Origin of the sequence: Streptomyces liliifuscus (genome assembly GCF_016598615.1) — a bacterium.
GTDB classification, from domain to species: Bacteria; Actinomycetota; Actinomycetes; order Streptomycetales; family Streptomycetaceae; genus Streptomyces; species Streptomyces liliifuscus.
The window spans coordinates 5,045,612-5,070,454 of sequence record NZ_CP066831.1; the positions used below are offsets into that span (position 1 = coordinate 5,045,612).

Here is a 24,843-nt window from a genome sequence, read left to right on the forward strand (position 1 = left end):
CTGTCGAAAATTTCCTCGAACTTCATCGCTCGCGGAGTACTGACAGAACGTGTGAACGCGAGGTAGCGTCCTGACCCAGTTCACTGGCGTGGACTACACCACTACGGACCGTTCCGTAGTGGTCACACCACCTTTACAACGGATCGTCCGGCACGTTCCTGCCGGTGAAGGGGGCCTACGACCCATGGCCACTGTCTCGTTCAACAAGGCGACCCGCATTTACCCGGGTGGCGACAAGCCCGCCGTCGACCAGCTCGAGCTCGACGTCGCGGATGGCGAGTTCCTCGTCCTCGTCGGCCCCTCCGGCTGCGGAAAGTCCACCTCCCTGCGGATGCTCGCGGGTCTCGAGGACGTCAACGCCGGCTCGATCCACATCGGTGACCGCGACGTCACGCACCTGCCGCCCAAGGACCGGGACATCGCCATGGTGTTCCAGAACTACGCGCTGTACCCGCACATGACGGTCGCCGACAACATGGGCTTCGCGCTCAAGATCGCCGGCGTCAACAAGGCCGAGATCCGCCAGAAGGTCGAGGACGCGGCGAAGATCCTGGACCTCACCGACTACCTGGCCCGCAAGCCGAAGGCCCTCTCCGGTGGTCAGCGCCAGCGTGTCGCCATGGGTCGCGCCATCGTGCGTGAGCCCCAGGTCTTCCTCATGGACGAGCCGCTGTCGAACCTCGACGCCAAGCTCCGCGTCTCGACCCGTACGCAGATCGCGTCGCTGCAGCGCCGCCTCGGCATCACCACCGTGTACGTCACCCACGACCAGGTCGAGGCCATGACCATGGGCGACCGGGTGGCCGTGCTCAAGGACGGTCTGCTCCAGCAGGTGGACAGCCCCCGCAACATGTACGACCGTCCGAAGAACCTCTTCGTGGCCGGCTTCATCGGCTCCCCGGCCATGAACCTGATCGAGGTCCCGATCACGGACGGCGGCGTGAAGTTCGGCAACAGCGTGGTGCCCGTCAACCGCGAGGCCCTCAAGACCGCCGCCGACAAGGGTGACACCACGGTCACCGTCGGTGTCCGCCCGGAGCACTTCGACATCGTCGAGCACAACGGCGGCGCGGCCGCCTCCCTGTCGAAGGACACCGAGGACGCCCCGGCGGGCCTCGCCGTCACCGTGAACGTCGTCGAGGAACTCGGCGCCGACGGCTACGTCTACGGCAGCGCCAAGGTCGGCGACGACCTCAAGGACCTGGTCGTCCGCGTCAGCGGCCGCGCGGTCCCGGAGAAGGGCGCCACGCTGCACGTCGTGCCGCGTCCGGGCGAGACCCACGTGTTCTCGACGTCCTCGGGCGAGCGCCTCTCCGACTGACCGGGTCGGTCGAACCGGCCGGTCCCGACCCGGCCGGTCCCGGAGATTTCACCCAAGTTGACGAAGAAGGCCCCGCAGACTGCTGCGGGGCCTTCTTCGTTGTCGACAAATACCCCGGCAGAACGGGCATTTCGATACCCGTACGTCAACATCAAACTCGAAAACGACGGTTTACCCGTCCCCCGAATTGATTACTAAATGTCGCCAAATCATCACCCCGCGCTACCCTCACTCGCGTGAAGCACTCCACTAACCACTCGACGCGACACGGCCGTGGTCCCGCCGGCCGACCGACACGGCACGGCCGCGGTCCGGCCCGCCGGATCGGCCGTACTCTCGCCCTCGTTCTGCCCGTCGTCCTGGTGCTCTCCGGGACGCTCGCGGTCACCCGAGTCAACTGGTCGGGAAACAGCTCCTCGACGTCGGTGCTCGCCGCATCCGCCGAGGACGTCTCCCGACGCGCCCCGTCCCGCGCCCCGCAGGACATGCTGCGCGACAAACTCCTCCTCGAACTCCAGGAGAAGAACCCGGGCGTGGCCCTCACCCACCTCCAGGAGGCGGTGAACGGCCGTCCGTCGCTCGCCAAGCACTGCGCGTCCATCGCCCGCGCCCTGGGCCGCGCCGCCGTCCGCGCCTACGGCCCGACCCGAGCCCAGTCGTTCGCCCGCCCGGTCTGCGACACATCCTTCGCCACGGGCGTGGCAGCCCAGCACACCTGAGCCGCCAGGAGGGCCCCCCGGGCCCTCTAAGGGGCGCGGGGAACTGCGCGACCAGCCCCCACCGGCCCGCAGATCCCCACCGCACGCACCCCACGCACCCCGCACAAGCCCACCCGCAAAACCCGCGGGGCGCCACGTACAGTTCGGGTCATGACCGATCCGAACGCCGCGTCGCGCCCCGTTCAAGCCGTCGTCCTGGCCGGCGGCCAGGGCTCCCGGCTGCGTCCCTACACCGACGACCGTCCCAAGCCGATGGTCGAGATTCCCGGCACCGGGACCCCGATCATCGGCCACCAGCTGGCCTGGCTCGCCGAGGAGGGCGTCACCGACGTCGTCGTCTCGTGCGGCCATCTCGCCGAGGTGCTCCAGCAGTGGCTCGACTCGGCCGAGCTGCCCGTCTCCGTGACCACCGTGGTCGAGACGGAGCCCCTGGGCCGCGGCGGCGGCCTCAAGTTCGCCGCCAAGCACCTGCCCCACCCGGACCGCCCCTGGTACGCGACGAACGGCGACATCTGGACCCGTTTCTCGCTCCGTGAGATGGCGGACTTCCACACCGAGCGCGACGCGGTGGCCACCCTCGCGCTGGCCCGCCCCCGCATCCCGTGGGGCGCCGTCGAGACCGACGACTTCGGCCACATCACGGACTTCATCGAGTCCCCGCCGACCGCGTACGGCATCAACGCGGGTGTGTACGTCTTCTCCCCCGAGTTCGCCGCCCTGCTGCCCGACCTCGGCGACCACGAGCGTTCCACGTTCCCCCGCCTGGCCCGTGAGCGCCGTCTGGCCGGCTATCCGATCCCGCAGGGCGCCTACTGGCGCGCCATCGACACCGCGAAGGACCTCACCGAGGCCGCCAAGGAGCTGGCGGCACTGGGACGTTGAGGCACTTGTCCCGGTCCACGACCGTGGCATGTACGACGATGGGGCCCGGCACCTGAGAGGTGCGGGCCCCATCGTCGTACGGTCTGCGCCGCCGTACCGGCTGTACGGTCCTGGGCCGCCGTACCGGCTTGGCCGTGCCGCCCTGTCGGCGGGCGGTGTCAGCCCAGCAGGCCGCCCACGAGCCCGGAGCCACCGCCGGAGCCGGAGCCGCCACCGCTGCCGCCGCCCGTGCTCCCGCCGGAGCCGGAGCCGCCGCCACTGCCGGAGCCGCCGCCCGAGCCCGTACCGCCGGTGGTACCGCCCGAGGAGGACGGACCGGCGCTGGTGCTGGGGGCCTGCGGCGGGGCCGACTGCTGGGGCGGGGCCTGACCGGAGCCCTGCGTCTGGCTGGGCTGCCCGGCACCGGCGCCCGCGGTCTCGCGGGCCGCGCCCGGGGTGGTCGCGGCACCCGAGGGGCTCGCGGAAGTGGCTCCCTGGGTGGGCGAGTTGGCCGCCGAGGGGCTCTCCTTGTCCCGGCGCTGGCCGGGCTCCTCCGGGAGCGGGGAACCGGGCAGTTCGTTGCGCGGGGCCTCGCCGGGGCCGGGGACGACCACGCGGTCGGCGTCACGGACGGCGCCGCCGAGCAACGAGCCGATGAGCAGGGTGAGTCCGACGACGATGGTCGTGACGAGCGCGCCCCGGCGCAGTACGCGGCTGCGCAGCTCCCAGATGTCGGCGCGCGGCCCGAGCGTGCGCCAGGCCTCGCCCGCGAGGCGGCCGTCGATGGAGTAGACGGGGGCGCCCGCGATGATCAGCGGGGACCAGGCGGCGAGGTAGATGATGTCCGGCGCGTCGTAGGCGGGGACGGACTTCCAGCTGACGGTGAGGAGCAGCGCCGCCGAGAGCAGCGCGCCGACGACCGCGGCGACCCGCTGCCACAGGCCCAGCACGGTGAGGACGCCGACGATGACCTGGAAGAAGGCGATGAGGAGTCCGGCGCCGACGGGGTGTTCGAGGGCGAACTGGCGCAGTGGCTCGGCGAGTTCCCAGGGGTGCAGGGAGTTGAGCCACTTGACCATGGAGCCGCGTTTGCCGCCGTCGAAGTAGACGGGGTCGCAGAGCTTGCCCATGCCGGCGTAGATGGAGATGAAGCCGAGGAAGACGCGCAGCGGGAGCAGGACGACGCCGAGGTTCATCCGGCGGCCGGGGTAGTACCCGTGCCGGACGGGGGCGGCGCCGTGCCGCTTGAGCGCGCCGTCGTCCTCGTCCCGGTACTCGTCGGCGTCGTAGGAGTCGTCCTCGAACTCGCCCTCCGCGTACGGGCGTTCGTCGATCTCCTCGTACGCGCTGCCCGCGCTGCGCATCTGGGGCAGGAGGCGGGTCTCGGGGCCGCGGACGGTCGGTGTCTCGACGGTGGCGTCGACGTCGAACCCGGGGGGTCCGCCCTCGCCGACGCGCGGGATGACCTGGGTCGCACCGCCGTCACCGGCGGGCGCCTCGGCGCCGTGCCGCAGACTCGTGCTCCGCACCGCCTGCAACAGCCGGGTGGCGCCGGTGTCGTCGGGGGCGGACTTCCCGCTCCAGACGACGGGCGCGCGGCGGCGGGTGCCTGCGGTGGTTCCGACGACGGGGATGCGCGCGGTGTCCTCGCCCGAGCTCAAGTGCCGCGCGGCGCGCGGGGACTGGGCCCGCGGGGCGGCGTTCAGCTGCACGCGGAAGCTCGCATGATTGACGATGACCTGCGCCGGATCGCTCGGCACCTTCACCATGCTCAGCGCGGGAGCGTCGTCGAATCCCAACGAGCGGTCCCCCGTGGGTGTGCGGGGTGTTCTGGTGTCCACACTCATCTAACCGAGTGACGTGTGTTTAGGACACTGCTTTGACCGGCCCGATCTGTCCGGACCCCGTCAAGATCAAACAGCCGCGCCCCGGACCGCGTTCAAGGGCGCGGAACCGGGCCCCGTAAGGGGCGCGGGGAACTGCGCGACCAGCCCCCGCGCACCCGCGGATCACCACGACCCGGCGTCAGCCGAGCCCGTACTAGGCCCGCTTCCGCGAAGCCTCGTACAGCACAACTCCCGCAGCCACACCCGCGTTCAGAGACTCCGTGCCACCCGGCATGGGAATCCGCACCCGGAAGTCACAGGTCTCACCGACGAGTCGGGAGAGCCCTTTGCCCTCGCTGCCGACGACGATGACGACGGGCCCTCCGAGGGCCTCAAGGTCACCGACCTCGGCTTCCCCGTCCGCGGCGAGCCCGACCACGACGAGGCCGGCCTTCTTGTAGGACTCGAGGGCCCGCGTCAGGTTGGACGCACGGGCGACCGGCGTACGGGCGGCCGCACCCGCGGACGTCTTCCACGCACCGGCGGTCATGCCGGCCGCACGGCGCTCGGGCACGACGACCCCGTGGCCGCCGAACGCGGAGACGGACCGCACGACGGCACCGAGGTTGCGCGGGTCGGTCACACCGTCGAGCGCGACGATCAGCGGGTCCTTGCCCTCGTCGTACGCGGCGGCCGCGAGGTCCTCCGGGTGCGCGTACTCGTACGGCGGGACCTGGAGGACGAGCCCCTGGTGGTTGAGGCCGTTGGTCATGCGGTCGAGCTCGGGGCGGGGGGCTTCCATGAGGTGGATGCCGCCGCGGTCCGCGGCGAGCTGGAGAGCCTCGCGCACCCGCTCGTCGTTGTCGATGAACTGCTGGACGTAGAGCATCGACGCCGGGACGCCCTCGCGCAGCGCCTCGACGACGGAGTTGCGCCCGACGACCATCTCGGACGTGCCCTTGCCGCCCCGGCCGCCGCGCGGCGACGGGCGGCGCACGGTCTGCTTCGCGTTGGCCTTGGCGACGGCGCCGGCGATGCGGTTCTTCTTGTGTCCCTTGCGCGCTTCGGCGGGCGGGGTCGGACCCTTGCCTTCCAGGCCCCGGCGTCGCTGGCCGCCACTGCCGACCTGCGCGCCCTTCTTGCCGGACATGCGGCGGTTGTTAGCGGCCATGACCTACCTGTCTGTGTGAAGGCGTACACGCGTACGCCTGTGGTGTACGTGTCTGTGAAATGTCGTGCGTCTACGAGTGTGCCGCCCGGAGACCCGAGCGGCACAATCGATCAAGGAAACGGTCAGCGCGGGCCGAGTGTCCAGCGCGGCCCCTGGGGGCCGTCCTCGATCACGAGCCCGGACTGGTTGAGCTGGTCACGGATGGCGTCGGCGGTGGCCCAGTCCTTACGCGTACGGGCGGACTCGCGCTGCTGCAGCACCAGCCGTACGAGCGTGTCGACGACCCCGTGCAGGTCCTCGCCGCGGTCGCTCTCGCCCGCCCAGTGCGGGTCGAGCGGGTCGAGACCGAGGATGCCGAGCATGGCGCGGACCTCGGCCAGCCGTGCGACCGCCGCTTCCTTGTCGTCGGCGGCCAGCGCGCTGTTGCCCTGGCGGACCGTGGTGTGCACGACGGCGAGGGCCCCCGGGACGCCCAGGTCGTCGTCCATCGCCTCGGCGAAGGCCGGCGGGACCTCGGCCGCGGGCTCGACGGCTCCGGCCTTCTCCATCACCCGCTGCACGAAGCCCTCGATCCGCGCGAACGCGGACTCGGCCTCGCGCAGTGCTTCCTCGCTGTACTCGATGGTGGAGCGGTAGTGCGGGGTGCCGAGGTAGTAGCGCAGCACGATGGGCCGCCACGCCTTGACCATCTCGCTGACGAGTACGGAGTTGCCGAGCGACTTGGACATCTTCTCGCCGCTCATGGTGACCCACGAGTTGTGCACCCAGTAGTGCGCGAACTCGTCGCCGAAGCCCCTGGCCTGGGCGATCTCGTTCTCGTGGTGCGGGAAGATCAGGTCGATGCCGCCGCCGTGGATGTCGAAGACGCGGCCCAGGTACTTGTGGGCCATGGCGCTGCACTCCAGGTGCCAGCCGGGCCGCCCACGGCCCCAGGGCGTCTCCCAGCTCGGCTCGCCGGGCTTGACGGCCTTCCACATCGCGAAGTCCCGCGGGTCCCGCTTGCCGGTCTCGCCGTCCTCGGCGGGCTGGCGCAGCTCGTCCAGGTCCTGGTTGGACAGGGACAGATAGCCGGGCAGGGAGCGCACGTCGAAGTAGACGTTCCCCTCGGCCTCGTACGCGTGCCCGCGCTCGATGAGCGTGCGCATCATCTCGACCATCTCGGTGATGTGGCCGGTCGCGCGCGGCTCGTACGTCGGCGGGAGGCAGCCCAGTGCGGTGTAGCCGTCGTTGAACGCGCGCTCGTTCTCGTAACCGATCGACCACCACGGCCTGTTCTGCTCGGCGGCCTTCCTGATGATCTTGTCGTCGATGTCGGTGACGTTCCGGATGAACGTCACCTCGTAGCCGCGGTGCTCGAACCAGCGGCGCATGATGTCGAAGTTGAGGCCGGACCTGATGTGCCCGATGTGCGGGGCCGCCTGCACGGTGGCGCCACAGAGGTAGATCGAGACACAACCCGGCGTGATCGGGGTGAAGTCACGGATCTGCCGGGCGCTGGTGTCGTACAGGCGAATAGTCACCCCTCCAGGGTAGTGGGCGACGACGTATGCCCCGAGACCCTTCCGACACATGACTCACGATTCGTGACATCCACTACGAGGCCGACCCGCCCGGTCTTTTCTCGCCCCCGCCGCCCCTACCCATTCCCGTCACTTACTCAGGGGCTCCGCCCCCGAACCCCCGCTCCTCAAACGCCGGAGGGGCTGACTATTAGCCCGTCCGGCGTTTGAGGACGAGGCCGTTCAGGCCGATGGCGGGGGTCTGGGGGCGCAGCCCCCAGGGATGGGACGGGTAGGGGCGGCGGGGGCGAGAAAAAGCCCTCAGCCCACCCGGGCCACCAACGCCGTGGCCACCGCCATCAGCCCCTCGTCCCGCCCGGGGAAGCCGAGGCCGTCCGTGGTCGCGCCGGACACCGACACCGGCGCCCCCACAGCCGCGGAAAGAACCTTCTGCGCCTCGTCCCGCCGCTTGCCGATCTTGGGACGAGGCCCCACGACCTGAACGGCCACGTTGCCGATGGTGAACCCCCCGGCACGAACGATCCGCGCCGCCTCCGTCAACAGCACAACCCCCGACGCCCCGGCCCACTCGGCCCGCCCGGTACCGAAGTGCTGCCCCAGATCCCCCATCCCCGCCGCGGAGAAGAGCGCGTTGCAGGCGGCATGCGCGACGACATCCGCGTCGGAGTGCCCGGCCAGCCCGGGCCCCTCCCCCTCCCACTTCAACCCCGCACACCACAGCTCACGCCCGTCCTCGAAGGCGTGAATGTCGGTACCGATACCGACCTGCGGCAGCACAGGCCCTCCGGAAGCCCCCGAACCCTCAGCCCCTTCAGACCTTTCAGAACCCATCGTTCAACCTCCGCCGCGCCAGAACGGCCTCCGCCAGCACCAGATCCAGGGGACGCGTCACCTTGAACGCCTCCTCGTGCCCGGGCACCACGACCACCCGAAGCCCAAGCTGCTCGACCATGCTCGCGTCGTCCGTGACGTTCTCCGTGACGGTCTCGTGCGCGCGCACGAGCGTGTCGCGGTCGAACCCCTGCGGAGTCTGCACGGCGCGCAGCAGCGCCCGCTCCGGCGTGGCGACGACAGGCTCGGGCTCCCCGGCCACGACCGCGGGCTCGACCTGCTTGACGGTGTCCGCGAGCGGCAGCGCGGGCACGACGGCGGGAGCGCCCTCCCGTACGGCCTCGATGACGGCGTCGACCGTGTCGACGGGCACCAGCGGACGGGCCGCGTCGTGCACGAGCACGATGTCGATCCCGGGCGGCAGCGCGTCGAGCCCTATCCGTACGGACTCCTGCCGGCTGTCTCCCCCGGGCACGACGAGGAACTCGGTCCGCTCGGGCAGGGCGTGTGCGTCGAGAAGTGTCTTCACCTCGGCGGCCCCGTCGGGCGGAGCCACGACGACGACGAGGGAGACGGCACGGGACGCGGCCATGGCGCGTACCGCGTGGATGAGCATGGGGGTGCCATTCAGCGCGCGTAGCGCTTTGGGAGCGCCCGGACCAAGGCGTACGCCCCGGCCGGCGGCCGGAATCACGGCCGCCGTACGGGCCCCGGACGGCGAAGGGCGCGAATCGTCAGACATCGGTTCCTGTCAGGTTTGTATGCTCGGCCGACGTGGGTATGGCCTGGGCGTGGTACCCCCGACCGAAGGTTGGGGGAGTGCCGGGCGCGACGCCTTGACCGGACCCTTCCGTGACATCCGGTCGAGCCGCTGCCCGGGCCCGGCACACCAAGTATCGGGGCCGTGAATGTTCGCCGAGAAATCATCGGCAATGAATGTTCTGGGGCACCGAGAGCAAGGTATCCGGGTACGAACATGCCGCAGCGCCCGGCGACAATGGATACGTCATCGGGCACCGCGGCATTTCATTGCGCCGAACCGCTCGTTTCGCCTCTGGTCAGAAAGCGATCAGAGCGCAGACGGGCGTCAGGACGCGAGGACCTCGTCGAGCAGTGCCTCGGCCTTGTCCTCGTTCGTGTTCTCCGCGAGGGCGAGCTCGCTCACCAGGATCTGGCGGGCCTTGGCGAGCATGCGCTTCTCGCCGGCGGAGAGTCCACGCTCGCGCTCACGACGCCACAGGTCACGGACGACTTCCGCGACCTTGATGACATCACCGGAGGCGAGCTTCTCGAGATTTGCCTTGTAACGACGCGACCAGTTCGTGGGCTCCTCGGCATACGGCGCGCGCAGTACCTCGAAGACCCGGTCCAGCCCGTCCTGACCGACCACATCACGTACGCCGACGAACTCCGCATTGTCCGCTGGCACACGCACCGTCAGGTCGCCCTGGGCGACCTTCAGCACCAAGTAGGTCTTGTCCACGCCTTTGATCTGGCGAGTTTCGATGGCCTCGATCAGCGCGGCCCCGTGATGGGGATAGACCACGGTGTCGCCAACCTTGAACGTCATGTGACAGGTACCCCTTCCGTGGCTATCCAGGGTAACACGGAAACCGCGTGTTCTGAATGGCGTTTTCGCAGGTCAGGGCATATCTCGGGGCTTGACAATCGCGACATGAACGTGCTGCGGAGGGGTAGCGGAGGACGGTATTCGCAGGTCGGAGCGGCTCTCCACGCGGAGGGAAACGCGCACGTTACAACACCCCGAGACCCCGCTCACGTGCCTGAACGTCCAGATTTGTCGGGTTCCGAGAGCCCACGTTCCGCTACTCCGTTCGGTGAGCGGAGTCGAGTACGAGGGGAATCCGGAATTGATCACGGCGACCGAAGGCGCGTCGAAGATCGGCCGGAGAGTCGACCCGAGAGTCGGCCCGAGAGCCGACCGGAGATCGACGGAAGATCACCGGAAGATCGACCGGGCATCGGCCGAAGATCGATTTCCGGGATCGCCATGCATTCCTTACGTGATTTCCGCGAGAGCCGGACGGGGGGCTTACCGATGCTTCTTATGTGAATGGCAGACCAATGTGCGCCCAATGGAACCGCCGAGTGTGTTGAGCGGCCGGTGACGGGCCCGGTGACAAGGGAGGCACGACCGGGCCGGAGCGCACCCACCGGCCGCTTGAGGCGGGTCGGGTGCGGTGGCGCGGGAACGGCTCGGTAACCTAAGGCCGCTGACAGACCCTTAGGGCGGCTTTATGCAGGAGCCGCTCTGCTTCGCCCACGTTCAAGGAGTTGCCGCCGCCGTGAGCAGCAGCCTTCGACGCGGCACACTCGCCGCCGCCGCCATCGCGTTCTCGGTCGCCTCGCTCGCCGCGTGCGGTGCCGGCAACAAGGCCGAGACGCTGGAGATCAAGCCGGACAACGCCGCCACCAGCGTTGGTGACATCAAGATCCAGAGTGCCGTCGTCGTCACCCAGCCCGAGCTGGAGTCGACAGGCCCCGCCGTCGTCTCCGCGACCCTGTTCAACGAGGGCCCCACCGCCCAGACGCTCGACTCCATCGCCGTGGAGGGCATCTCCGCGCCCGCCAAGCTCAAGCCGGCGAAGGGCTCGGGGGCGCTGACCATCCCGGCCGGCGGTTCGGTGATCCTCGGCGGCAAGGGCAACGCCTCCGCCGTACTGGAGAGCAGCCGTGAGGCCTTCGAGGACGGCGACGCGCAGCCGGTCACCTTCACCTTCAGCAAGACCGGTGACGTGACGCTGAAGGCGTTCGTCGTGCCCGCCGAGAGCTACTTCTCCAAGTGGGGCCCGACCGAGATCCCGACGACGCCGTCCGCGAAGCCCTCCGGTTCGGGCTCACCGACCGGCTCGGCGAGCGGGACGCCCTCGGGCTCCCCGTCCGGTTCCGCGTCGGGCGAGACCGGCGAGGCGGGCTCCGAGCCCTCCGACACCGCCGCCTCGTCGAGCGCGACGTCCTCGGAGTCGGCCGCGGGCCACTGACACCAGTACGACGTAAGGGCGGGCCCCCTCTGGAGGGGGCCCGCCCTTACGTCGTACCCGTTCTCTCTAACGCTCCCAAGCGGTTTACGGCTCGAACTTGTAGCCCAGGCCGCGGACCGTGACCAGGTAGCGAGGCGCGCCCGGGTCCGGCTCGATCTTGGCGCGGAGACGCTTGACGTGGACGTCGAGGGTCTTGGTGTCGCCCACGTAGTCGGCGCCCCAGACCCGGTCGATGAGCTGCATACGGGTCAGGACACGGCCCGCGTTGCGCAGCAGCATCTCCAGGAGGTCGAACTCCTTGAGGGGGAGGTCGACCTTGGAGCCGGAGACGGTGACCACGTGGCGGTCCACGTCCATACGGACCGGACCGGCCTCCAGGGCCGCCGGGGTGACCTCCTCGGGCTCGCCGCGGCGGCGCAGGACGGCCCGGATACGGGCCACCAGCTCGCGGGACGAGAAGGGCTTGGTGACATAGTCATCGGCTCCTATTTCGAGCCCCACGACCTTGTCGATCTCGCTGTCCTTGGCGGTGACCATGATCACCGGGACGTTGGATCGGCTGCGCAGCTGGCGGCACACCTCGGTGCCGGGCAGTCCGGGCAGCATCAGGTCGAGGAGGACGAGGTCGGCGCCGTTGCGCTCGAACTCGTCGAGTCCGTCGGGCCCGGTGGTCGCGATGGCGACCTCGAAGCCCTCCTTGCGGAGCATGTAGGACAGAGCGTCGCTGAAGGACTCCTCGTCCTCGACGACGAGCACTCGGGTCACGGAAGGACCTCCGGGGCAGAAAACGGTTCGTACGGGGATGAGACGGTGGTCGTCCCGTCGGTCTGACCGGTCTCGTCGTCTTCGTCGAGTCCGGGCGTCTGGTCGTCGGTCGCGCGGTCGCGGGCCGCGCCCGCCTCCGGCAGCCTCAGGGTGAAGGTGGAGCCCTGACCCTCGGAGCTCCACACCGTGACCTCCCCGCTGTGCGAGGCTGCCACGTGCTTGACGATCGCGAGCCCCAGTCCCGTACCGCCGGTTGCGCGGGAGCGGGCCGGGTCGACGCGGTAGAAGCGCTCGAAGATGCGCTCCTTGTCCTTGTCGGAGATGCCGATGCCCTGGTCGGTCACGGCGATCTCGATGAGGTCTCCGCCGGGCGCGGTCACCCGGCGCGCGGCTATGCCCACCCGGGTGCGGGCGGGCGAGTAGTTGACGGCGTTCTCCACGAGGTTGCCCAGCGCGGCGGCCAGCTGACCCCGGTTGCCCCAGATACTCAGATCGGCGGTACCGCCGGCGGCCATGGTGATCTGCTTCGCGCCGGCCTGGTGGCGGCAGCGGTCGATCGCCTCGGCGACCAGCTCGTCGATACGAACGGGCTCGGCGTCCTCCAGCGGGTCGTCGTTCTGGACCCGGGAGAGGTCGATGAGCTCCTGGACGAGGTTGGTGAGGCGGGTCGCCTCTATCTGCATCCGTCCGGCGAAGCGTTCCACCGCCTCCGGGTCGTCGGAGGCGCCCATGACCGCTTCGGAGAGCAGCGAGAGCGCGCCGACGGGGGTCTTGAGCTCATGGCTGACGTTGGCGACGAAGTCGCGTCGTACGGCCTCGATGCGGCGGGCCTCGGTGAGGTCCTCGACGAGGAGCAGTACGAGCCGGGAGCCGAGCGGCGCCACCCGGGCGGACACGGCGAGTGCCTCGCCGCGGCCGGTGCCCCGCCGGGGCAGATCCAGCTCGACCTGCCGTATCTCGCCGTCCCTGCGGGTGTCCCGAGCCATCTGGAGCATCGGCTCGACGGCCAGTTTTCCGCCCCGGACAAGACCGAGGGCGTACGCTGCCGAGCTGGCCTTGACCACGGCGTCGGCCTCGTCGAGGACGACCGCGGAGGAGCGGAGCACGGACAGGACCGTGTCCACGCCCGGCGGAAGCACCGGGTCCGTGTGCAGGGAGGTGCGGGTGGGGCGTTTCTGTTCCCGCTCGCTCCAGCGGAACGCCAGCATGGCGATGACACCGGTGAGTACACCGGCGATCGCTGCCGCTGCGGCGACCGCCGCGTTCACGTCCATGGCTCCAGGTTAGGCACGCCGTACGCCCCGGTCACAGCCGTCCGAGGGTGGACTCGAACACTCGTCGCCCAGAGTTCACCCTGGAGACCATGCTGGTTCACTTCGTACGAGCGGGATGCATACGCCTCCCACCTGGGAGAAGAGGCAGTGTCGCCCAGAGTTCACCTGGGGGCCAGTGATGGTTCATTTGAGGGGGCGGAAACCGACGCGTTCAGGCCGGACCGTGGGAGCGTGGGGTTCGAGGGCCTGTGCCGAAAGTGGCGCCGTCCGTCCGAAGCCCGGCAGACGACACTTTCGACACAGGCCCTAGCCCCCTGAACCCCCGAATGCAGACGTAGAGAGGGACACCCTGATGCGGGACGCGTACCACGAGGAACTTGACTCGATCGGCGAGGGCCTGGTCGAGATGGCCCGGCTCGTCGGCTCGGCGATCGGTCGCGCGACGACGGCGATCCTCGACTCCGACCTGAAGCTGGCGGAGAGCGTGATCGCCGCCGACCAGAAGGTCGACGATCTCCAGCACGACCTCGAGGCACGGGCGATAGCCCTGCTGGCCCGGCAGCAGCCCGTGGCCACCGACCTGCGGATCGTCGTCACCTCACTCCGTATGTCCGCCGACCTGGAGCGCTCCGGCGACCTCGCCCAGCATGTGGCGAAGCTCGCACGGCTCCGCTTCCCGGAGCGCGCGATTCCGCACGACCTGCACGCCACGATCCTGGAGATGGGCCAGCTCGCGCAGCGCCTGATGGCGAAGGCCGCGGAGGTCATCATCACCAAGGACGTCGACCTCGCGCTGCAGCTGGAGCAGGACGACGACGCGATGGACCTCCTCCACCGCACGCTCTTCCAGCACCTGCTGGACGACCGGTGGAAGCACGGCATCGAGACGGCCGTGGACGTGACGCTGCTCGGCCGTTACTACGAGCGTTTCGCCGACCACGCCGTGTCCGTGGCCAACCGCGTGGTCTACCTGGTGACCGGCGAGCACGCGGACGAGCTCCAGTCCGCACCGCAGGTGGAAGGGGCGTAGGCCCCCGGCGGTGGGGCGGGCGCATCGAATCGTCGCGGGAGCGCGCGAGCCTCTGTGCGCCGTTGATGCGCCCGACCGGGTGGGCATGCAATGGGTGTAGGCACAAGCCTTCGAGGAGGGACCCATGGCCGAATCCCCCACCACGCCCGACCCGACCCAGGAACGCGACACCGAACAGCCCGCCGAGATCAAGAGCCTGCCGCTCTTCGGCGCCTGCGGCTGCGGCTCGGGCTGCGGATGCGGGTGCCAGTCCGGCAATCCGTGCCAGTGCGGCTGATCACGCCGGTGCGGACGGTCGCGCCGGCGCCGCCGATCACGTACGACGTTTGACTGCGAATGACTGCGAACGGGCCCCACTTCAGGTGCGGGGCCCTTTCGTACGTATGGGCGCCGGCGCTCGTACGACGGCGAGGCGGCCTGCTCCTCCGGCCTCCACGGCAGGCTGCGGGTCGGGGCCTTCCACACCAGCCAGTCCGTCGTCGCCCGGACCGAGCCGTCGCCCGTACGCGGGCGAGCCGCCCGGTGTCGGCACGATCACCGCGGCAGTGGTGGCTGCCGCCGTCGCGGGCGATGCCGTACAGCCAGGCGTAGGGCGCCCCGCGCTTCGGGTCGTACTGGCCGGCGGTCTCCAGCGCGGGGACGAAGAAGTCGGCTGTGAGGTCCGCCGCCACCTGCGGACGACTCGTACGCCGGGTCACGAAGCCGAGCACGGCGTAGAAGTTCTCCTCGTGGAACAGCGCGAACCCGGCGGCGTCCGCCCGCGGCGGCGCGGCCCGACTCGCCCATCGCCCGGGCCCTGCGGCCCGTTCAGGTATCAAGGGCACCCGTACCTCCAAGTGGTCGACGGTCCCTTCACCCCCTGGTCGGCCGACCGACCGCGAACCGTTGCATCGGTTCCGGGCGCCAACTCCTCCGGGTCCAAGAACTCAGGGACAGGATGAGAGCGGACCGGGCTCACCGCGGTAGGCGCTCGCACGGGGCCGACCGGGCCTTCCCCCTCGCACGACCCTGTGATCCGTAGTTCGAGACGGACGAAGTCGTGCCCCGGCCTCGGAATGCCGACCTGGTGACGTCGTGCCACGCTGAGATCGGGGATCGAGTCGGTCCGGGTGCTCCGAGCTTGACCGGACGACTCTGCGACCCGAGGAGGCCGGCATGGCCAGTTACGCCACCCGAAGCAAATCGGCCGACGCGGCGGATCCACGCCCCTGGCACGGGCCCACATCCGGAATCACCATCTTCGCGGCAGTGCTGATGATGTTCGGCGGAGCGATGGCGATCTTCGAGGGAATCGCGGCGATCGCCAAGGACGACCTGTTCATCTCGACCCGCAACTACGTGTTCGAGTTCAGCCTGGCGGGCTGGGGCTGGGTCCACCTCATTCTGGGAATCGTCCTCGTCTTCGCGGGGTGCGCCGTGCTCACCGGAGCGCTGTGGGCGCGCTTCTTCGGTGTACTCGTGGCCGGTCTGGGCGCACTCGCCAACTTCCTGTGGGTGCCGTACTACCCCCTGTGGGCCCTGTCGCTGGTCGCCGTCAACATCTTCGTCGTCTGGGCGCTGTGCACGGGTATGCACAGAGAGGCCGAAGACGGCCGGGTGACGTGACCCGGGGATGCCCGATCAACCGGAGATCCTCCCCACGACCGGAGGCCCTCCCCATCGCCGGAGAGTCTCCCCACGCCAAGAGCCCCCGCCCCGCGAAGAAACCGCGGGGCGGGGGCTCTGAGGTGTGCGCTTACTTCTTCTTGCCCTGGTTCTTGACGGCCTCGATCGCGGCCGCGGCCGCGTCCGGGTCCAGGTACGTGCCGCCCGGGTTCACCGGCTTGAAGTCGGCGTCCAGTTCGTAGGCGAGGGGGATGCCCGTCGGGATGTTGAGGCCCGCGATGTCGGCGTCCGAGATTCCGTCGAGGTGCTTGACCAGGGCGCGGAGGCTGTTGCCGTGGGCCGCGACCAGGACCGTGCGGCCCGCCAGGAGGTCCGGGACGATGCCGTCGTACCAGTACGGGAGCATGCGGACGACGACGTCCTTCAGGCACTCCGTGCGGGGGCGGAGCTCCGGGGGGATCGTCGCGTAGCGCGGGTCGTCCGACTGGGAGAACTCCGTGCCGTCCTCAAGGGCCGGCGGCGGCGTGTCGTACGAGCGGCGCCACAGCATGAACTGCTCCTCGCCGAACTCCGCGAGGGTCTGCGCCTTGTCCTTGCCCTGCAGCGCACCGTAGTGGCGCTCGTTCAGGCGCCAGGAGCGGTGGACCGGGATCCAGTGGCGGTCCGCCGACTCCAGCGACAGCTGGGCGGTGCGGATCGCGCGCTTCTGGAGCGAGGTGTGGACCACGTCGGGGAGAAGGCCGGCGTCCTTCAGGAGCTCGCCGCCGCGGACTGCCTCCTTCTCGCCCTTCTCGTTGAGGTTGACGTCCACCCATCCGGTGAACAGGTTCTTCGCGTTCCATTCGCTCTCGCCGTGGCGGAGGAGGATCAGCTTGTACGGTGCGTCGGCCATGGCCCCGAGCGTAATCGAACCCACAGATCGCCCGCTCCCCCGCCCGGAACCCGGACAGCGCGAGGGCCGGCCAGAGGGCCGAAGGCCGGTCGCGACGCCCACAGTTGACGGCTTCTGTTAATTGAGTGGACCCCACCGGAGCCGTACTCGTAAGTTGCGCTCATTACCTGAGCCACTTACAAGCAGCCGCCTGCGCGCAGCTGTCGACACGCACCCGGGGGTCCCGATGTCACTCACGTCCATGAGACGTGCCGCCCGCGAGACCGTCTCGGGGCTCCCCCGCGAGTTCTGGTGGCTGTGGACCAGCACGCTCGTGAACCGGCTCGGCGCGTTCGTCGCCACCTTCATGGCGCTCTACCTCACCCTGGACCGCGGCTACTCCGCCTCGTACGCCGGACTGGTCGCCGCACTCCACGGGCTCGGCGGAGTCATCTCCTCGCTCGGCGCGGGCGTCATGACGGACCGGCTCGGACGGCGGCCCACCCTCCTCGTCGCCCAGTCCTCGACCGCCGTCTCCGTCGCGCTGCTCGGCTTCGTGCACCATCCGGTCGCGATCGCCGCCGTCGCCTTCCTGGTGGGGATGGCCAGCAACGCCTCCCGGCCCGCCGTCCAGGCGATGATGGCCGACATCGTCCGGCCCGAGGACCGCGTCCGGGCCTTCTCCCTCAACTACTGGGCGATCAACCTGGGGTTCGCCGTCTCCGCCATGGCGGCCGGGTTCATCGCCGAGTACAGCTACCTCGCCGGCTTCCTCATCGAGGCCGGGATGACGATGATCTGCGCGATCCTCGTCTTCGCGAAGCTGCCCGAGTCGCGGCCCGAGCGGGTCTCGAAGGGGGTCGACGAACCCGAGGTCGGGCTCGGGACCGTGCTGCGCGACGGGCGCTTCATGGGTGTCGTCGGGCTGTCCTTCCTCGTCTCGCTGATCTTCCAGCAGGGGTATCTGGGCCTGCCCGTGGCGATGGGCGAGGCCGGGTTCACCCCCGCCGACTACGGCATGGCGATCGCGGTCAACGGCGTCCTCATCGTCGTCCTCCAGATCCCCGTCACCCGCTTCATCGAACACCGGGACCCCAGGCGTCTCCTCGTCCTCTCGTCCCTGCTCGCCGGGTACGGGTTCGGGCTCACCGCCTTCGCCGGCTCGGTCGGCGTCTTCGCGCTCACCGTCTGCGTCTGGACCCTCGCCGAGATCGTCAACGCGCCCACCCAGACCAGCCTCGTCGTCCGCCTCTCCCCCACTCACGGCCGGGGCCGCTACCAGGGCATGTACACCATGTCCTGGTCCGTCGCCGCCCTCGTCGCGCCCCTGATGTCCGGTTTCGTCATCGACCGGTACGGGGCGGAGTGGCTGTGGGGCGCGTGCGCGGTCATCGGTACGGTCGCGGGTCTGGGCTACTGGGCCCTGATGCGCCACCTGCCGACGCACGACCCGGAGGAGACGGAGAAGCCGGAGAAGCCGGAGAAGCCGGAAGTCGAGGCCCCGGAAGCCGCCGAGGCACCCCTCGCCGCCCCCAAGCCCGAGGTCAGCGCGGCGTGAACCAGCCCGCCGTACGAGTCACGGATGCATCCGCGCCCCCTTGAGCACCTTGTCCACCGCGTTGCGCGGCCCGTACACAGCGAGCCCCACCAGGTCCAGCTCCGCCGTCGGTACGGCCCGTACCGCCGCCCGGTTGTCGCGGTCGTTGCCCGTGGTGAACAGGTCGGACGTGAAGACCGCCCGGGGCAGCGCCCTGGACAGCACGCGCGCGTGGGCCGCCGTCAGCGTCTCCTTCGTGCCCTGGAACACCAGGACCGGCTGGCGGAACATCGGCAGGTAGCCGGTCCCGTCGGCGTCCTCGTACGGCTCGCCGATCACCTCGGGCACGGACGGCCCGATCCCGCTCACGAGGAACGCGGTCACGTTCAGCCGCTGCCACGGCTCCAGATCCTCCCGCAGCAGGACGGCGATCTTGGTGTCGAAGCGGACGGGTTCGGCGCGAGCGGGTTCCGTGGGCAGGGATTCCGTGGAAACGGATCCCGTGGGAAAGGGTTCAGCGTTCATGCAATGAGACTGCCGAGCCGCGTACGCCCCCGTCTTGTACGTTCTTTGCATGGTCGCCCAGCGTGAGGTCTCCGCGTGGCGCCCGCGTGTACCGGGTGTCGTGGAGGTGTTCCACGCCCATTTCACGGAGTACGCGTATCCGATGCACGTGCATGACGCGTGGACGCTGTTGATCGTCGATGCGGGGGCCGTGCGGTACGACCTCGACCGGCACGAGCACGGCACCCCGCACGACACGGTCTCGCTGCTCCCGCCGCACGTCCCGCACAACGGCTCGCCGGTCACCTCGTCCGGCTTCCGCAAGCGGGTGCTGTACCTGGACCTCAGCCGGCTCGACGAGACCTATATCGGCCCGGCGGTGGACACCCCGGACCTCGTCGACCCCGTACTGCGGACGCGTGTCGGGCAGCTGCACACCGCTCTCGCCCACCCCGGCGACGAGTTGGAGGCGGAGAGCAGGCTGACCCTGATCGGCGAGCGGCTGCGCGGCCATCTGCGCCCGCGGGCAGGGGAGGACCTTCCGCCTCGGCCCGACCACCCCCTCGCCCACGATCTCCGCGAACTCCTCGACGAGCGGCTCGTCCAGGGGGTGAACCTGGAGGAGGCCGCGGGTCTGGTGCACGCACACCCCGCCCACCTGGTGCGGGCGTTCAGCGGTGCCTTCGGGATCGCACCGCACCAGTACCTGATGTCCCGCCGCGTCGACCGCGCCCGCCGTCTCCTCCTCGACGGCCGCACGCCCGGCGAGGTGGCGGCGGAGACCGGCTTCTACGACCAGTCGCATCTGACCCGGCACTTCAAGCGGCTGGTCGGGGTGGCTCCGGGGCGCTACCGCCTCAGCGCGCGCTGAGGTGATCGCCGAGGTGATCGCCGAGGTGATCGCCGAGTTCCAGCTCGCGTTGGGCCTCGTACAGGTTCCGCGGGCGTACCGTCCCCGAGGTCCCGTAGAGCTCCAGGCGTGAGTGCAGGTCTCCGGAGAAGTCGGGTACGTCGATCTGGTCGAACTCCGTCACCTCGTTGATGCCGACCGTGGCGCTGTAGGGGGCGAGGCCGTCGATCCTCGTCAGGCCCGCGCGGGCGTTGGTGACGCGGATGTTCCAGTGGGTGAACCGGGCGCCGAAGAGCGGTCCGGCACTGGCGTCACCGCCGTGGCGGCCGTTGTTGGTGACCGTGATGTCGGTACGGACGTTCGCGAAAGGCATGCCCCGGTGGGTGTCGAAGGTGCCCATGCCCATGTCACCGCGCGACCAGACGTTGTACGAGGACAGCCCCTCCACGTTGATGCCGTGGAGCTGGGTGCCCGCGGGGGCAGGCGTGGTGCGCCGCTCGATGACGAAGTCCTCGACGAGGTTGTCGTGCGAGCCCTCGCGGCAGAAGTACGGGTGGTGCGAACCCCGGCCCGCGACCCGGGTGTTGCGCAGGGTGCAGGCCGAGGCGGCCACCAGGCCGAAGCCGTTGTCCATGTGGCGTACGACGATGTCGTCGGCCCAGCAGTCGTACGCGCACTGGAAGGCGACGCCGTTGTGACCCCGGTCGAGGAGGTGCGGGGCCTGCGAGGTCTCGACGGCTTCCAGGGTGAGGCCCTCCACACCCGAGCCGGTCAGCGCCTCCACGTGGGTGGTGAGGCGCGGGTCCCACTCGGGGCGGGTGTCGAGCGGGAGCGGTCGCTCCAGGGTGACCTTTCTGCCCCGCACGCGCGCGATGCGCACGGGCCACTCGTACGGGACGTAGCTGGTCAATTTTGTCTTGTCGTCCCAGTGGTAGGCCTCCGGGCCCGGGCCGCCGCCCGCCATGTGCTCCAGGAGGGTGTGTCCGGCGTCGTCGGCGAGGCGGAGGAGGACGAGCCGGCCGGGTCTGAGTCGTCCCGGGTCCGCGACCGTCACCGTCCAGGAGCCGCGCCGGGCGGGCTCGACCTTGGTCAGGGTCTCCCACTCGTCCCGCTTGTTGCCGGTCCAGCCCTCGAAGGGCCAGGCCTTCGCCCGGATGGCGTCCGTCAGGCTGTCGAAGCGGTCCGACGGGCAGAACCAGATGAGGCCGCCCGCCCATGACCAGGACGACTTGTCGCCGCCGTAGCGCGAACCGTAGGCGCCGATCAGCTCGCTGAGACTGCGGGTCGCGTACAGCTTCGTACGGGCGCTGCCGGCGCCGCGCAGGACGACGTTCGAGTGTCCGACGTGGATCAGGCCGTCGAGGCGGTAGGTGCCGGGCGGGATGAGGACCGTGCCGCCGCCGGCCCTTCCGGCGGCAGCGACGGCACGGTTGATCGCGGGGGCGGAGTCGGCCGAGCCGTCCGCCGTGGCGCCGTACACGCGGACGTCGGCCACGACGGGGCGGCGGGGGAAGCGTGTCGCCCCGGCGCGTTGACCGGCCCTGCCGATGTACGGGATCTGCGGGTGCGTGAAGGGGGTGCGGGTGAACTCGCGCCAGAGGGCGGGCACTTGCCCGTGGACGCCACCCGGGGCGCCACCCGGGACCGCACCCGGGACAGCACCCGGGTCGCCGGTCGGGACGCCGGCTGCGGCTTGCGCGGTGGCGGCCGTCGCCCGGCCGCCGGTGACAGTGCCGGTCACGGCGCCTGCCGCCACCGCGGTCGCGCCGCCGAGCAGGGCCCGTCTGGTGGGGCCCTCGTAACGGTCACTCATGCCCGAACCGCCTTCCAGGGATGGGAATTTCCATGGATGTGAACGACGTTCAGATGTGCGTTGGCGGTGAGCATGACACGCGACCCTTGCACGGGGAAAGAGTCGCGCAAGGGTTGATTGATGGAACGCTGATGGGGAGTTAGTACGGACCAGTTGGTCAGTCGGTCGAACGGCGAGTCAGGTGACTGAACGCGTCGAGGTTGCGCGTGGACTCGCCGCGCGACACCCGCCAGGCGTACTCCTTGCGGATCGCGGAGGCGAAACCGAGCTCCAGGAGGGTGTTGAAGCTGCCGTCGGCGGCCTCCAGGACCGAGCCGAGCAGCCGGTCGATCTCGTCGGCGGTGACCGCGGCGAGCGGGAGCTTGCCCGCCACATAGATGTCGCCGAGGGAGTCGACCGCGTAACCCACGCCGTAGAGCTTGAGGTTGCGCTCAAGGAGCCAGCGGTGCACACCGGGCTCGTTCTCGTCCGGGTGGCGGATGACGAAGGCGTTGAGCGACAGGGAGTGCCTGCCGACGATCAGCGAGACGGTCGTGGACAGCTTGCGGGTGCCGGGCAGCTTCACCACGAAGTGGCCGGGCTCCGGGCTCTCCCACTCGATCTCGGCGTCCTTCAGGACCTCCTCGATGGTCCCCGCCGCGCTCTCCACATCAGCCATGGTGGGAGCGTACGTGACGGCGGTGCTCGTGCATCGCCGCCGTGTAGACGTCCGCGGTGGCGGCGGCGGACGTGTCCCAGCCGAAGGACTTGGCGTGCCAGGCGGCGGCCGCGCCCATCCGGTCCGGGAGCGCCCGGTTGTCGGCGAAATCGCGCAGCACGCGCGCGTAGTCGACGGGATTGTGGCCCGGGACCAGAAAACCCGTCTCCTTGTGCCGGACCGCGACGGGCAGACCGCCCACCGCGGCCGCGAGCACCGGCGTGCCGGCCGCCTGCGCTTCTATGGCGACGAGCCCGAAGGACTCGCTGTAGGAGGGCATCACGAGGACGGACGCGGCCCGGAACCAGTCGGCGAGCTGCTCCTGTCCGACCGGCGGCCGGAACCGCACGACGTCGGCGATGCCGAGCCGGGCGGCGAGTTTCTGCAGGCCCTCGGGCTTGGCGAGGCCGCTGCCGCTCGGACCGCCCACGATGGGCACGACGATGTTCGAACGGAGGTCGGGTCGCTCCTCCAGGAGGACGGCGACCGCGCGCAGCAGCACGTCGGGCGCCTTCAGGGGCTGGATGCGGCCGGCGAAGAGAGGTATCAGGGCGTCCTGCGGCAGGCCGAGCCGGTCGCGCGCGGCTGCGCGTCCGTCGGCCGGGCGGAAGCGGTCGAGGTTCACACCCGGGTGCACGACCGCGACCTTGCCGGGCTCGGCCTCGTAGTGCCGTACGAGTTCGTCGGCCTCTTCGGAGGTGTTGGCGATGAGGCGGTCGGCGGCACGCACGATCTGCGTCTCGCCGATGACCCTGGCGGCGGGCTCGGGGGTGTCGCCGTCGGCCAGGGCGGCGTTCTTGACCTTCGCCATGGTGTGCATCGCGTGCACCAGGGGGGCGCCCCAGCGCTCGGCGGCCAGCCAGCCGACGTGGCCGGAGAGCCAGTAGTGCGAGTGCACCAGGTCGTAGTAACCGGGCCGGTGACCCGCCCAGGCCTGCATCACCCCGTGCGTGAAGGCACAGAGCTGCGCGGGCAGATCCTCCTTGGCGAGCCCCTCGTACGGGCCCGCGTCCACATGCCGTACGAGGACTCCGGGCGCGAGTTCCACCTTGGGCGGCAGGGCCCCGGTCGTCGCGCGCGTGAAGATCTCGACCTCGATGTTGATCGCGGCGAGGCGCTGGGCCAGCTCGACGATGTAGACGTTCATGCCGCCCGCGTCGCCGGTGCCCGGCTGGTGCAGCGGTGAGGTGTGCACGGAGAGCATCGCGACGCGGCGGGGCCGACGGTGCAGCCTCAGCCTCGAAGGGGCCGCCGGGGAGCGGCGCCCGAGCCTGCTCACGTACTGGCTCACGTGGCGTTCCTCCTTGCTGCGGACCTGCTCTGACCGTGGTGCGGGCATGCCTGACGGAGGACGTGAAGCGCCCTCCAGCTCCTTGAACGCCGGAGCACTCTGCTCCATTTCCTCTTTGCCGAATCATTACTGGGGGTCGCTCAACCGTTCGATGGTGTGATGCGTGGGGGCGCCCTCTCAGGGGCTCCGCCCCCGCTGCGCAGTTCCCCGCGCCCCTAGGTTTTTAGGGGCGCGGGGAACTGCGCGACCAGCCACAACGCACCCGCACGTACGTCTCAGCCCGCGCCGCCGCCGCAGGCACACGCACCGCATACCCTTGCCCCCATGAAAGCCCGCGCAGCGACCCCCGTCGGGACGGTGACGCGCGGCACCACCAACCCCAACCGCCTGCGCCGCATGGACCGCTGGATCGCGACGACCCACGGCGCCGAACTGCGCAGGTCGGACGCCCCCGTAGCCGTGGACCTCGGCTACGGCGCGGCCCCCTGGACAGCGGTGGAGCTCCTCCACCGCCTCCGCACCACCGCCCCCCGCACCCGCGTGGTCGGCGTGGAGATCGACCCGGCCCGGGTCGCGGCCGCGAAGCCGTACGAACGCGAGGGGCTGGCCTTCCGCCACGGCGGCTTCGAGATCCCCCTGCCGGAGCGGCCGTCGCTGATCCGCGCGGCGAACGTGCTGCGGCAGTACGAGGAGGCGGAGGTCGCCGAGGTCTGGGCGCGGCTGTGCGCCCGCCTCGCTCCGGCGGGCGCCGGCTCGCGGGGCGGACTCCTCGTCGAGGGCACGTGCGACGAGATCGGCCGCAGGCACGTATGGGTCGCGCTCGGCCCCGAGGGCCCGCGGACCGTCACGTTCGCCACCCGCCTCGGCTCCCTGGACCGCCCGTCCGACCTGGCCGAACGCCTCCCCAAGGCCCTCATCCACCGCAATGTCCCGGGCGAACCGGTGCACGCCTTCCTCCGCGATTTCGACCGCGCCTGGGCGGCCGCGGCGCCGTACGCCTCGTACGGCGCCCGTCAGCGCTGGATCCGGGCCGTACGCGATCTGACGGCGGACTGGCCGGTCACGGACGGGGCGAGTCGCTGGCGGCAGGGCGAAGTGACCGTGCGCTGGGAGGCGTTGGCGCCTCGCTCATGAGTCGGCCGGACCCACGGACATGAGTTCGGCCGAGCCGTAACCCGGTGGGAACGATCTCGGTGAGTCGTTCGTCACATTGGCGGGGAACGCGCGGGAGATCATCGTCGATTGGGCAGTGAGGGGTGGGGAACGGGCAGTGCCGGGGAGGGAGTTCCTGCCCGCCTCTGTCACATTGCGCGCCGACATGGCACGATCCCCGAGGCCTTCGTAAGTTACTGACG

Annotated in this window: 23 protein-coding genes and 1 pseudogene; 10 read left to right on the forward strand and 14 right to left on the reverse strand. The window is 70.2% G+C overall.

Going from position 1 to position 24,843, the window contains the following annotated elements:
* Positions 1–184: 184 nt before the first annotated feature.
* From JEQ17_RS21325 to JEQ17_RS21335, 3 genes are all read left to right on the forward strand, one after another.
* Entirely contained in the window at positions 185–1,321 is a 1,137-nt protein-coding gene (locus JEQ17_RS21325) for an ABC transporter ATP-binding protein (protein ID WP_200396721.1), read from the forward strand.
* Positions 1,322–1,557: 236 nt separating this feature from the next.
* Positions 1,558–2,040 (forward strand): hypothetical protein, encoded by a 483-nt coding sequence (locus JEQ17_RS21330; protein WP_200396722.1) that lies wholly within the window; start codon positions 1,558–1,560, stop codon positions 2,038–2,040.
* Positions 2,041–2,190: 150 nt separating this feature from the next.
* A complete protein-coding gene (locus tag JEQ17_RS21335; RefSeq protein ID WP_143639575.1) occupies positions 2,191–2,922 on the forward strand; it encodes a nucleotidyltransferase family protein in 732 nt (243 codons plus the stop codon).
* 158 nt (positions 2,923–3,080) lie between these two features.
* On the opposite strand, the gene JEQ17_RS21340 is transcribed toward JEQ17_RS21335, so the two are convergent.
* The 6 genes from JEQ17_RS21340 to JEQ17_RS21365 all read right to left on the reverse strand — a co-directional run bounded on the left by JEQ17_RS21340 (position 3,081) and on the right by JEQ17_RS21365 (position 9,819).
* Positions 3,081–4,748: a DoxX family protein gene (locus tag JEQ17_RS21340; RefSeq protein WP_234048303.1), complete on the reverse strand. Its 1,668-nt coding sequence runs from the start codon at positions 4,746–4,748 to the stop codon at positions 3,081–3,083.
* A gap of 193 nt (positions 4,749–4,941) precedes the next feature.
* Positions 4,942–5,898 carry a 23S rRNA (guanosine(2251)-2'-O)-methyltransferase RlmB gene (gene rlmB / locus JEQ17_RS21345; protein WP_200396723.1) on the reverse strand — a complete coding sequence of 319 codons (957 nt, stop codon included), beginning with the start codon at positions 5,896–5,898 and terminating at the stop codon, positions 4,942–4,944.
* Between the two features lie 122 nt (positions 5,899–6,020).
* Positions 6,021–7,418, reverse strand: coding sequence for a cysteine--tRNA ligase (gene cysS / locus JEQ17_RS21350; RefSeq protein WP_200396724.1), 1,398 nt, complete (start codon positions 7,416–7,418; stop codon positions 6,021–6,023).
* A gap of 300 nt (positions 7,419–7,718) precedes the next feature.
* On the reverse strand, positions 7,719–8,249 hold the full coding sequence (gene ispF, locus JEQ17_RS21355) for a 2-C-methyl-D-erythritol 2,4-cyclodiphosphate synthase (protein ID WP_200396725.1): 531 nt from the start codon (positions 8,247–8,249) through the stop codon (positions 7,719–7,721).
* A complete protein-coding gene (gene ispD / locus JEQ17_RS21360) occupies positions 8,239–8,991 on the reverse strand; it encodes a 2-C-methyl-D-erythritol 4-phosphate cytidylyltransferase (RefSeq protein ID WP_200396726.1) in 753 nt (250 codons plus the stop codon). The genes ispF and ispD overlap by 11 nt, the downstream gene beginning before the upstream one ends.
* A gap of 345 nt (positions 8,992–9,336) precedes the next feature.
* A complete protein-coding gene (locus JEQ17_RS21365) occupies positions 9,337–9,819 on the reverse strand; it encodes a CarD family transcriptional regulator (protein ID WP_003953493.1) in 483 nt (160 codons plus the stop codon).
* Positions 9,820–10,555: 736 nt separating this feature from the next.
* On the opposite strand from JEQ17_RS21365, the gene JEQ17_RS21370 reads away from it, so the two are divergent.
* Entirely contained in the window at positions 10,556–11,251 is a 696-nt protein-coding gene (locus JEQ17_RS21370; protein ID WP_200396727.1) for a copper chaperone PCu(A)C, read from the forward strand.
* Positions 11,252–11,335: 84 nt separating this feature from the next.
* Here JEQ17_RS21370 and JEQ17_RS21375 read toward each other — a convergent pair whose 3' ends face one another.
* Positions 11,336–12,016 (reverse strand): response regulator transcription factor, encoded by a 681-nt coding sequence (locus JEQ17_RS21375; protein ID WP_033322296.1) that lies wholly within the window; start codon positions 12,014–12,016, stop codon positions 11,336–11,338.
* A complete protein-coding gene (locus JEQ17_RS21380; RefSeq protein ID WP_143639563.1) occupies positions 12,013–13,290 on the reverse strand; it encodes a sensor histidine kinase in 1,278 nt (425 codons plus the stop codon). Before JEQ17_RS21380 ends, JEQ17_RS21375 begins: the two co-directional genes overlap by 4 nt.
* 352 nt (positions 13,291–13,642) lie before the next feature.
* On the opposite strand from JEQ17_RS21380, the gene phoU reads away from it, so the two are divergent.
* Together phoU and JEQ17_RS50095 are read left to right on the forward strand one after the other, a co-directional pair.
* Positions 13,643–14,320: a phosphate signaling complex protein PhoU gene (gene phoU, locus JEQ17_RS21385; RefSeq protein WP_200396728.1), complete on the forward strand. Its 678-nt coding sequence runs from the start codon at positions 13,643–13,645 to the stop codon at positions 14,318–14,320.
* 124 nt (positions 14,321–14,444) lie between these two features.
* On the forward strand, positions 14,445–14,597 hold the full coding sequence (locus JEQ17_RS50095) for a hypothetical protein (protein WP_234048304.1): 153 nt from the start codon (positions 14,445–14,447) through the stop codon (positions 14,595–14,597).
* Positions 14,598–14,889: 292 nt separating this feature from the next.
* Here JEQ17_RS50095 and JEQ17_RS50715 read toward each other — a convergent pair.
* Positions 14,890–15,144: pseudogene (locus JEQ17_RS50715) on the reverse strand (RNA polymerase sigma factor); the annotation flags it as partial.
* 331 nt (positions 15,145–15,475) lie between these two features.
* Here JEQ17_RS50715 and JEQ17_RS21395 point away from each other — a divergent pair.
* Positions 15,476–15,925 carry a DUF7144 family membrane protein gene (locus JEQ17_RS21395; RefSeq protein WP_407700072.1) on the forward strand — a complete coding sequence of 150 codons (450 nt, stop codon included), beginning with the start codon at positions 15,476–15,478 and terminating at the stop codon, positions 15,923–15,925.
* 130 nt (positions 15,926–16,055) lie between these two features.
* On the opposite strand, the gene JEQ17_RS21400 is transcribed toward JEQ17_RS21395, so the two are convergent.
* Positions 16,056–16,817 (reverse strand): phosphoglyceromutase, encoded by a 762-nt coding sequence (locus JEQ17_RS21400; protein WP_200396729.1) that lies wholly within the window; start codon positions 16,815–16,817, stop codon positions 16,056–16,058.
* 226 nt (positions 16,818–17,043) lie between these two features.
* Here JEQ17_RS21400 and JEQ17_RS21405 point away from each other — a divergent pair, with 226 nt between their 5' ends.
* The gene (locus JEQ17_RS21405; RefSeq protein ID WP_200396730.1) at positions 17,044–18,354 is read left to right on the forward strand and encodes an MDR family MFS transporter; all 1,311 of its coding nucleotides are present in this window, start codon (positions 17,044–17,046) and stop codon (positions 18,352–18,354) included.
* An 18-nt stretch (positions 18,355–18,372) separates the two neighbouring features.
* Here the strand turns inward: JEQ17_RS21405 and JEQ17_RS21410 are convergent, their stop codons facing one another.
* The gene (locus JEQ17_RS21410; protein ID WP_407700073.1) at positions 18,373–18,858 is read right to left on the reverse strand and encodes a DUF2000 family protein; all 486 of its coding nucleotides are present in this window, start codon (positions 18,856–18,858) and stop codon (positions 18,373–18,375) included.
* A gap of 49 nt (positions 18,859–18,907) precedes the next feature.
* On the opposite strand from JEQ17_RS21410, the gene JEQ17_RS21415 reads away from it, so the two are divergent.
* Positions 18,908–19,708, forward strand: a complete 801-nt coding sequence (locus JEQ17_RS21415; protein ID WP_200396731.1) for a helix-turn-helix transcriptional regulator — start codon at positions 18,908–18,910, stop codon at positions 19,706–19,708.
* Here JEQ17_RS21415 and JEQ17_RS21420 read toward each other — a convergent pair.
* The 3 genes from JEQ17_RS21420 to mshA form a co-directional block, all read right to left on the reverse strand.
* Entirely contained in the window at positions 19,695–21,500 is a 1,806-nt protein-coding gene (locus tag JEQ17_RS21420; protein WP_234048306.1) for a glycoside hydrolase family 55 protein, read from the reverse strand. The two genes, JEQ17_RS21415 and JEQ17_RS21420, sit on opposite strands and share 14 nt — an antisense overlap.
* Before the next feature lie 157 nt (positions 21,501–21,657).
* Positions 21,658–22,158, reverse strand: coding sequence for a type III secretion system chaperone family protein (locus JEQ17_RS21425; protein WP_200396732.1), 501 nt, complete (start codon positions 22,156–22,158; stop codon positions 21,658–21,660).
* Positions 22,151–23,488, reverse strand: coding sequence for a D-inositol-3-phosphate glycosyltransferase (gene mshA, locus JEQ17_RS21430; protein WP_200396733.1), 1,338 nt, complete (start codon positions 23,486–23,488; stop codon positions 22,151–22,153). The genes JEQ17_RS21425 and mshA overlap by 8 nt, the downstream gene beginning before the upstream one ends.
* 324 nt (positions 23,489–23,812) lie before the next feature.
* Between mshA and JEQ17_RS21435 the strand changes: the two genes are divergently transcribed.
* Positions 23,813–24,622 (forward strand): class I SAM-dependent methyltransferase, encoded by an 810-nt coding sequence (locus JEQ17_RS21435; protein WP_200396734.1) that lies wholly within the window; start codon positions 23,813–23,815, stop codon positions 24,620–24,622.
* Positions 24,623–24,843 lie beyond the last annotated feature (221 nt).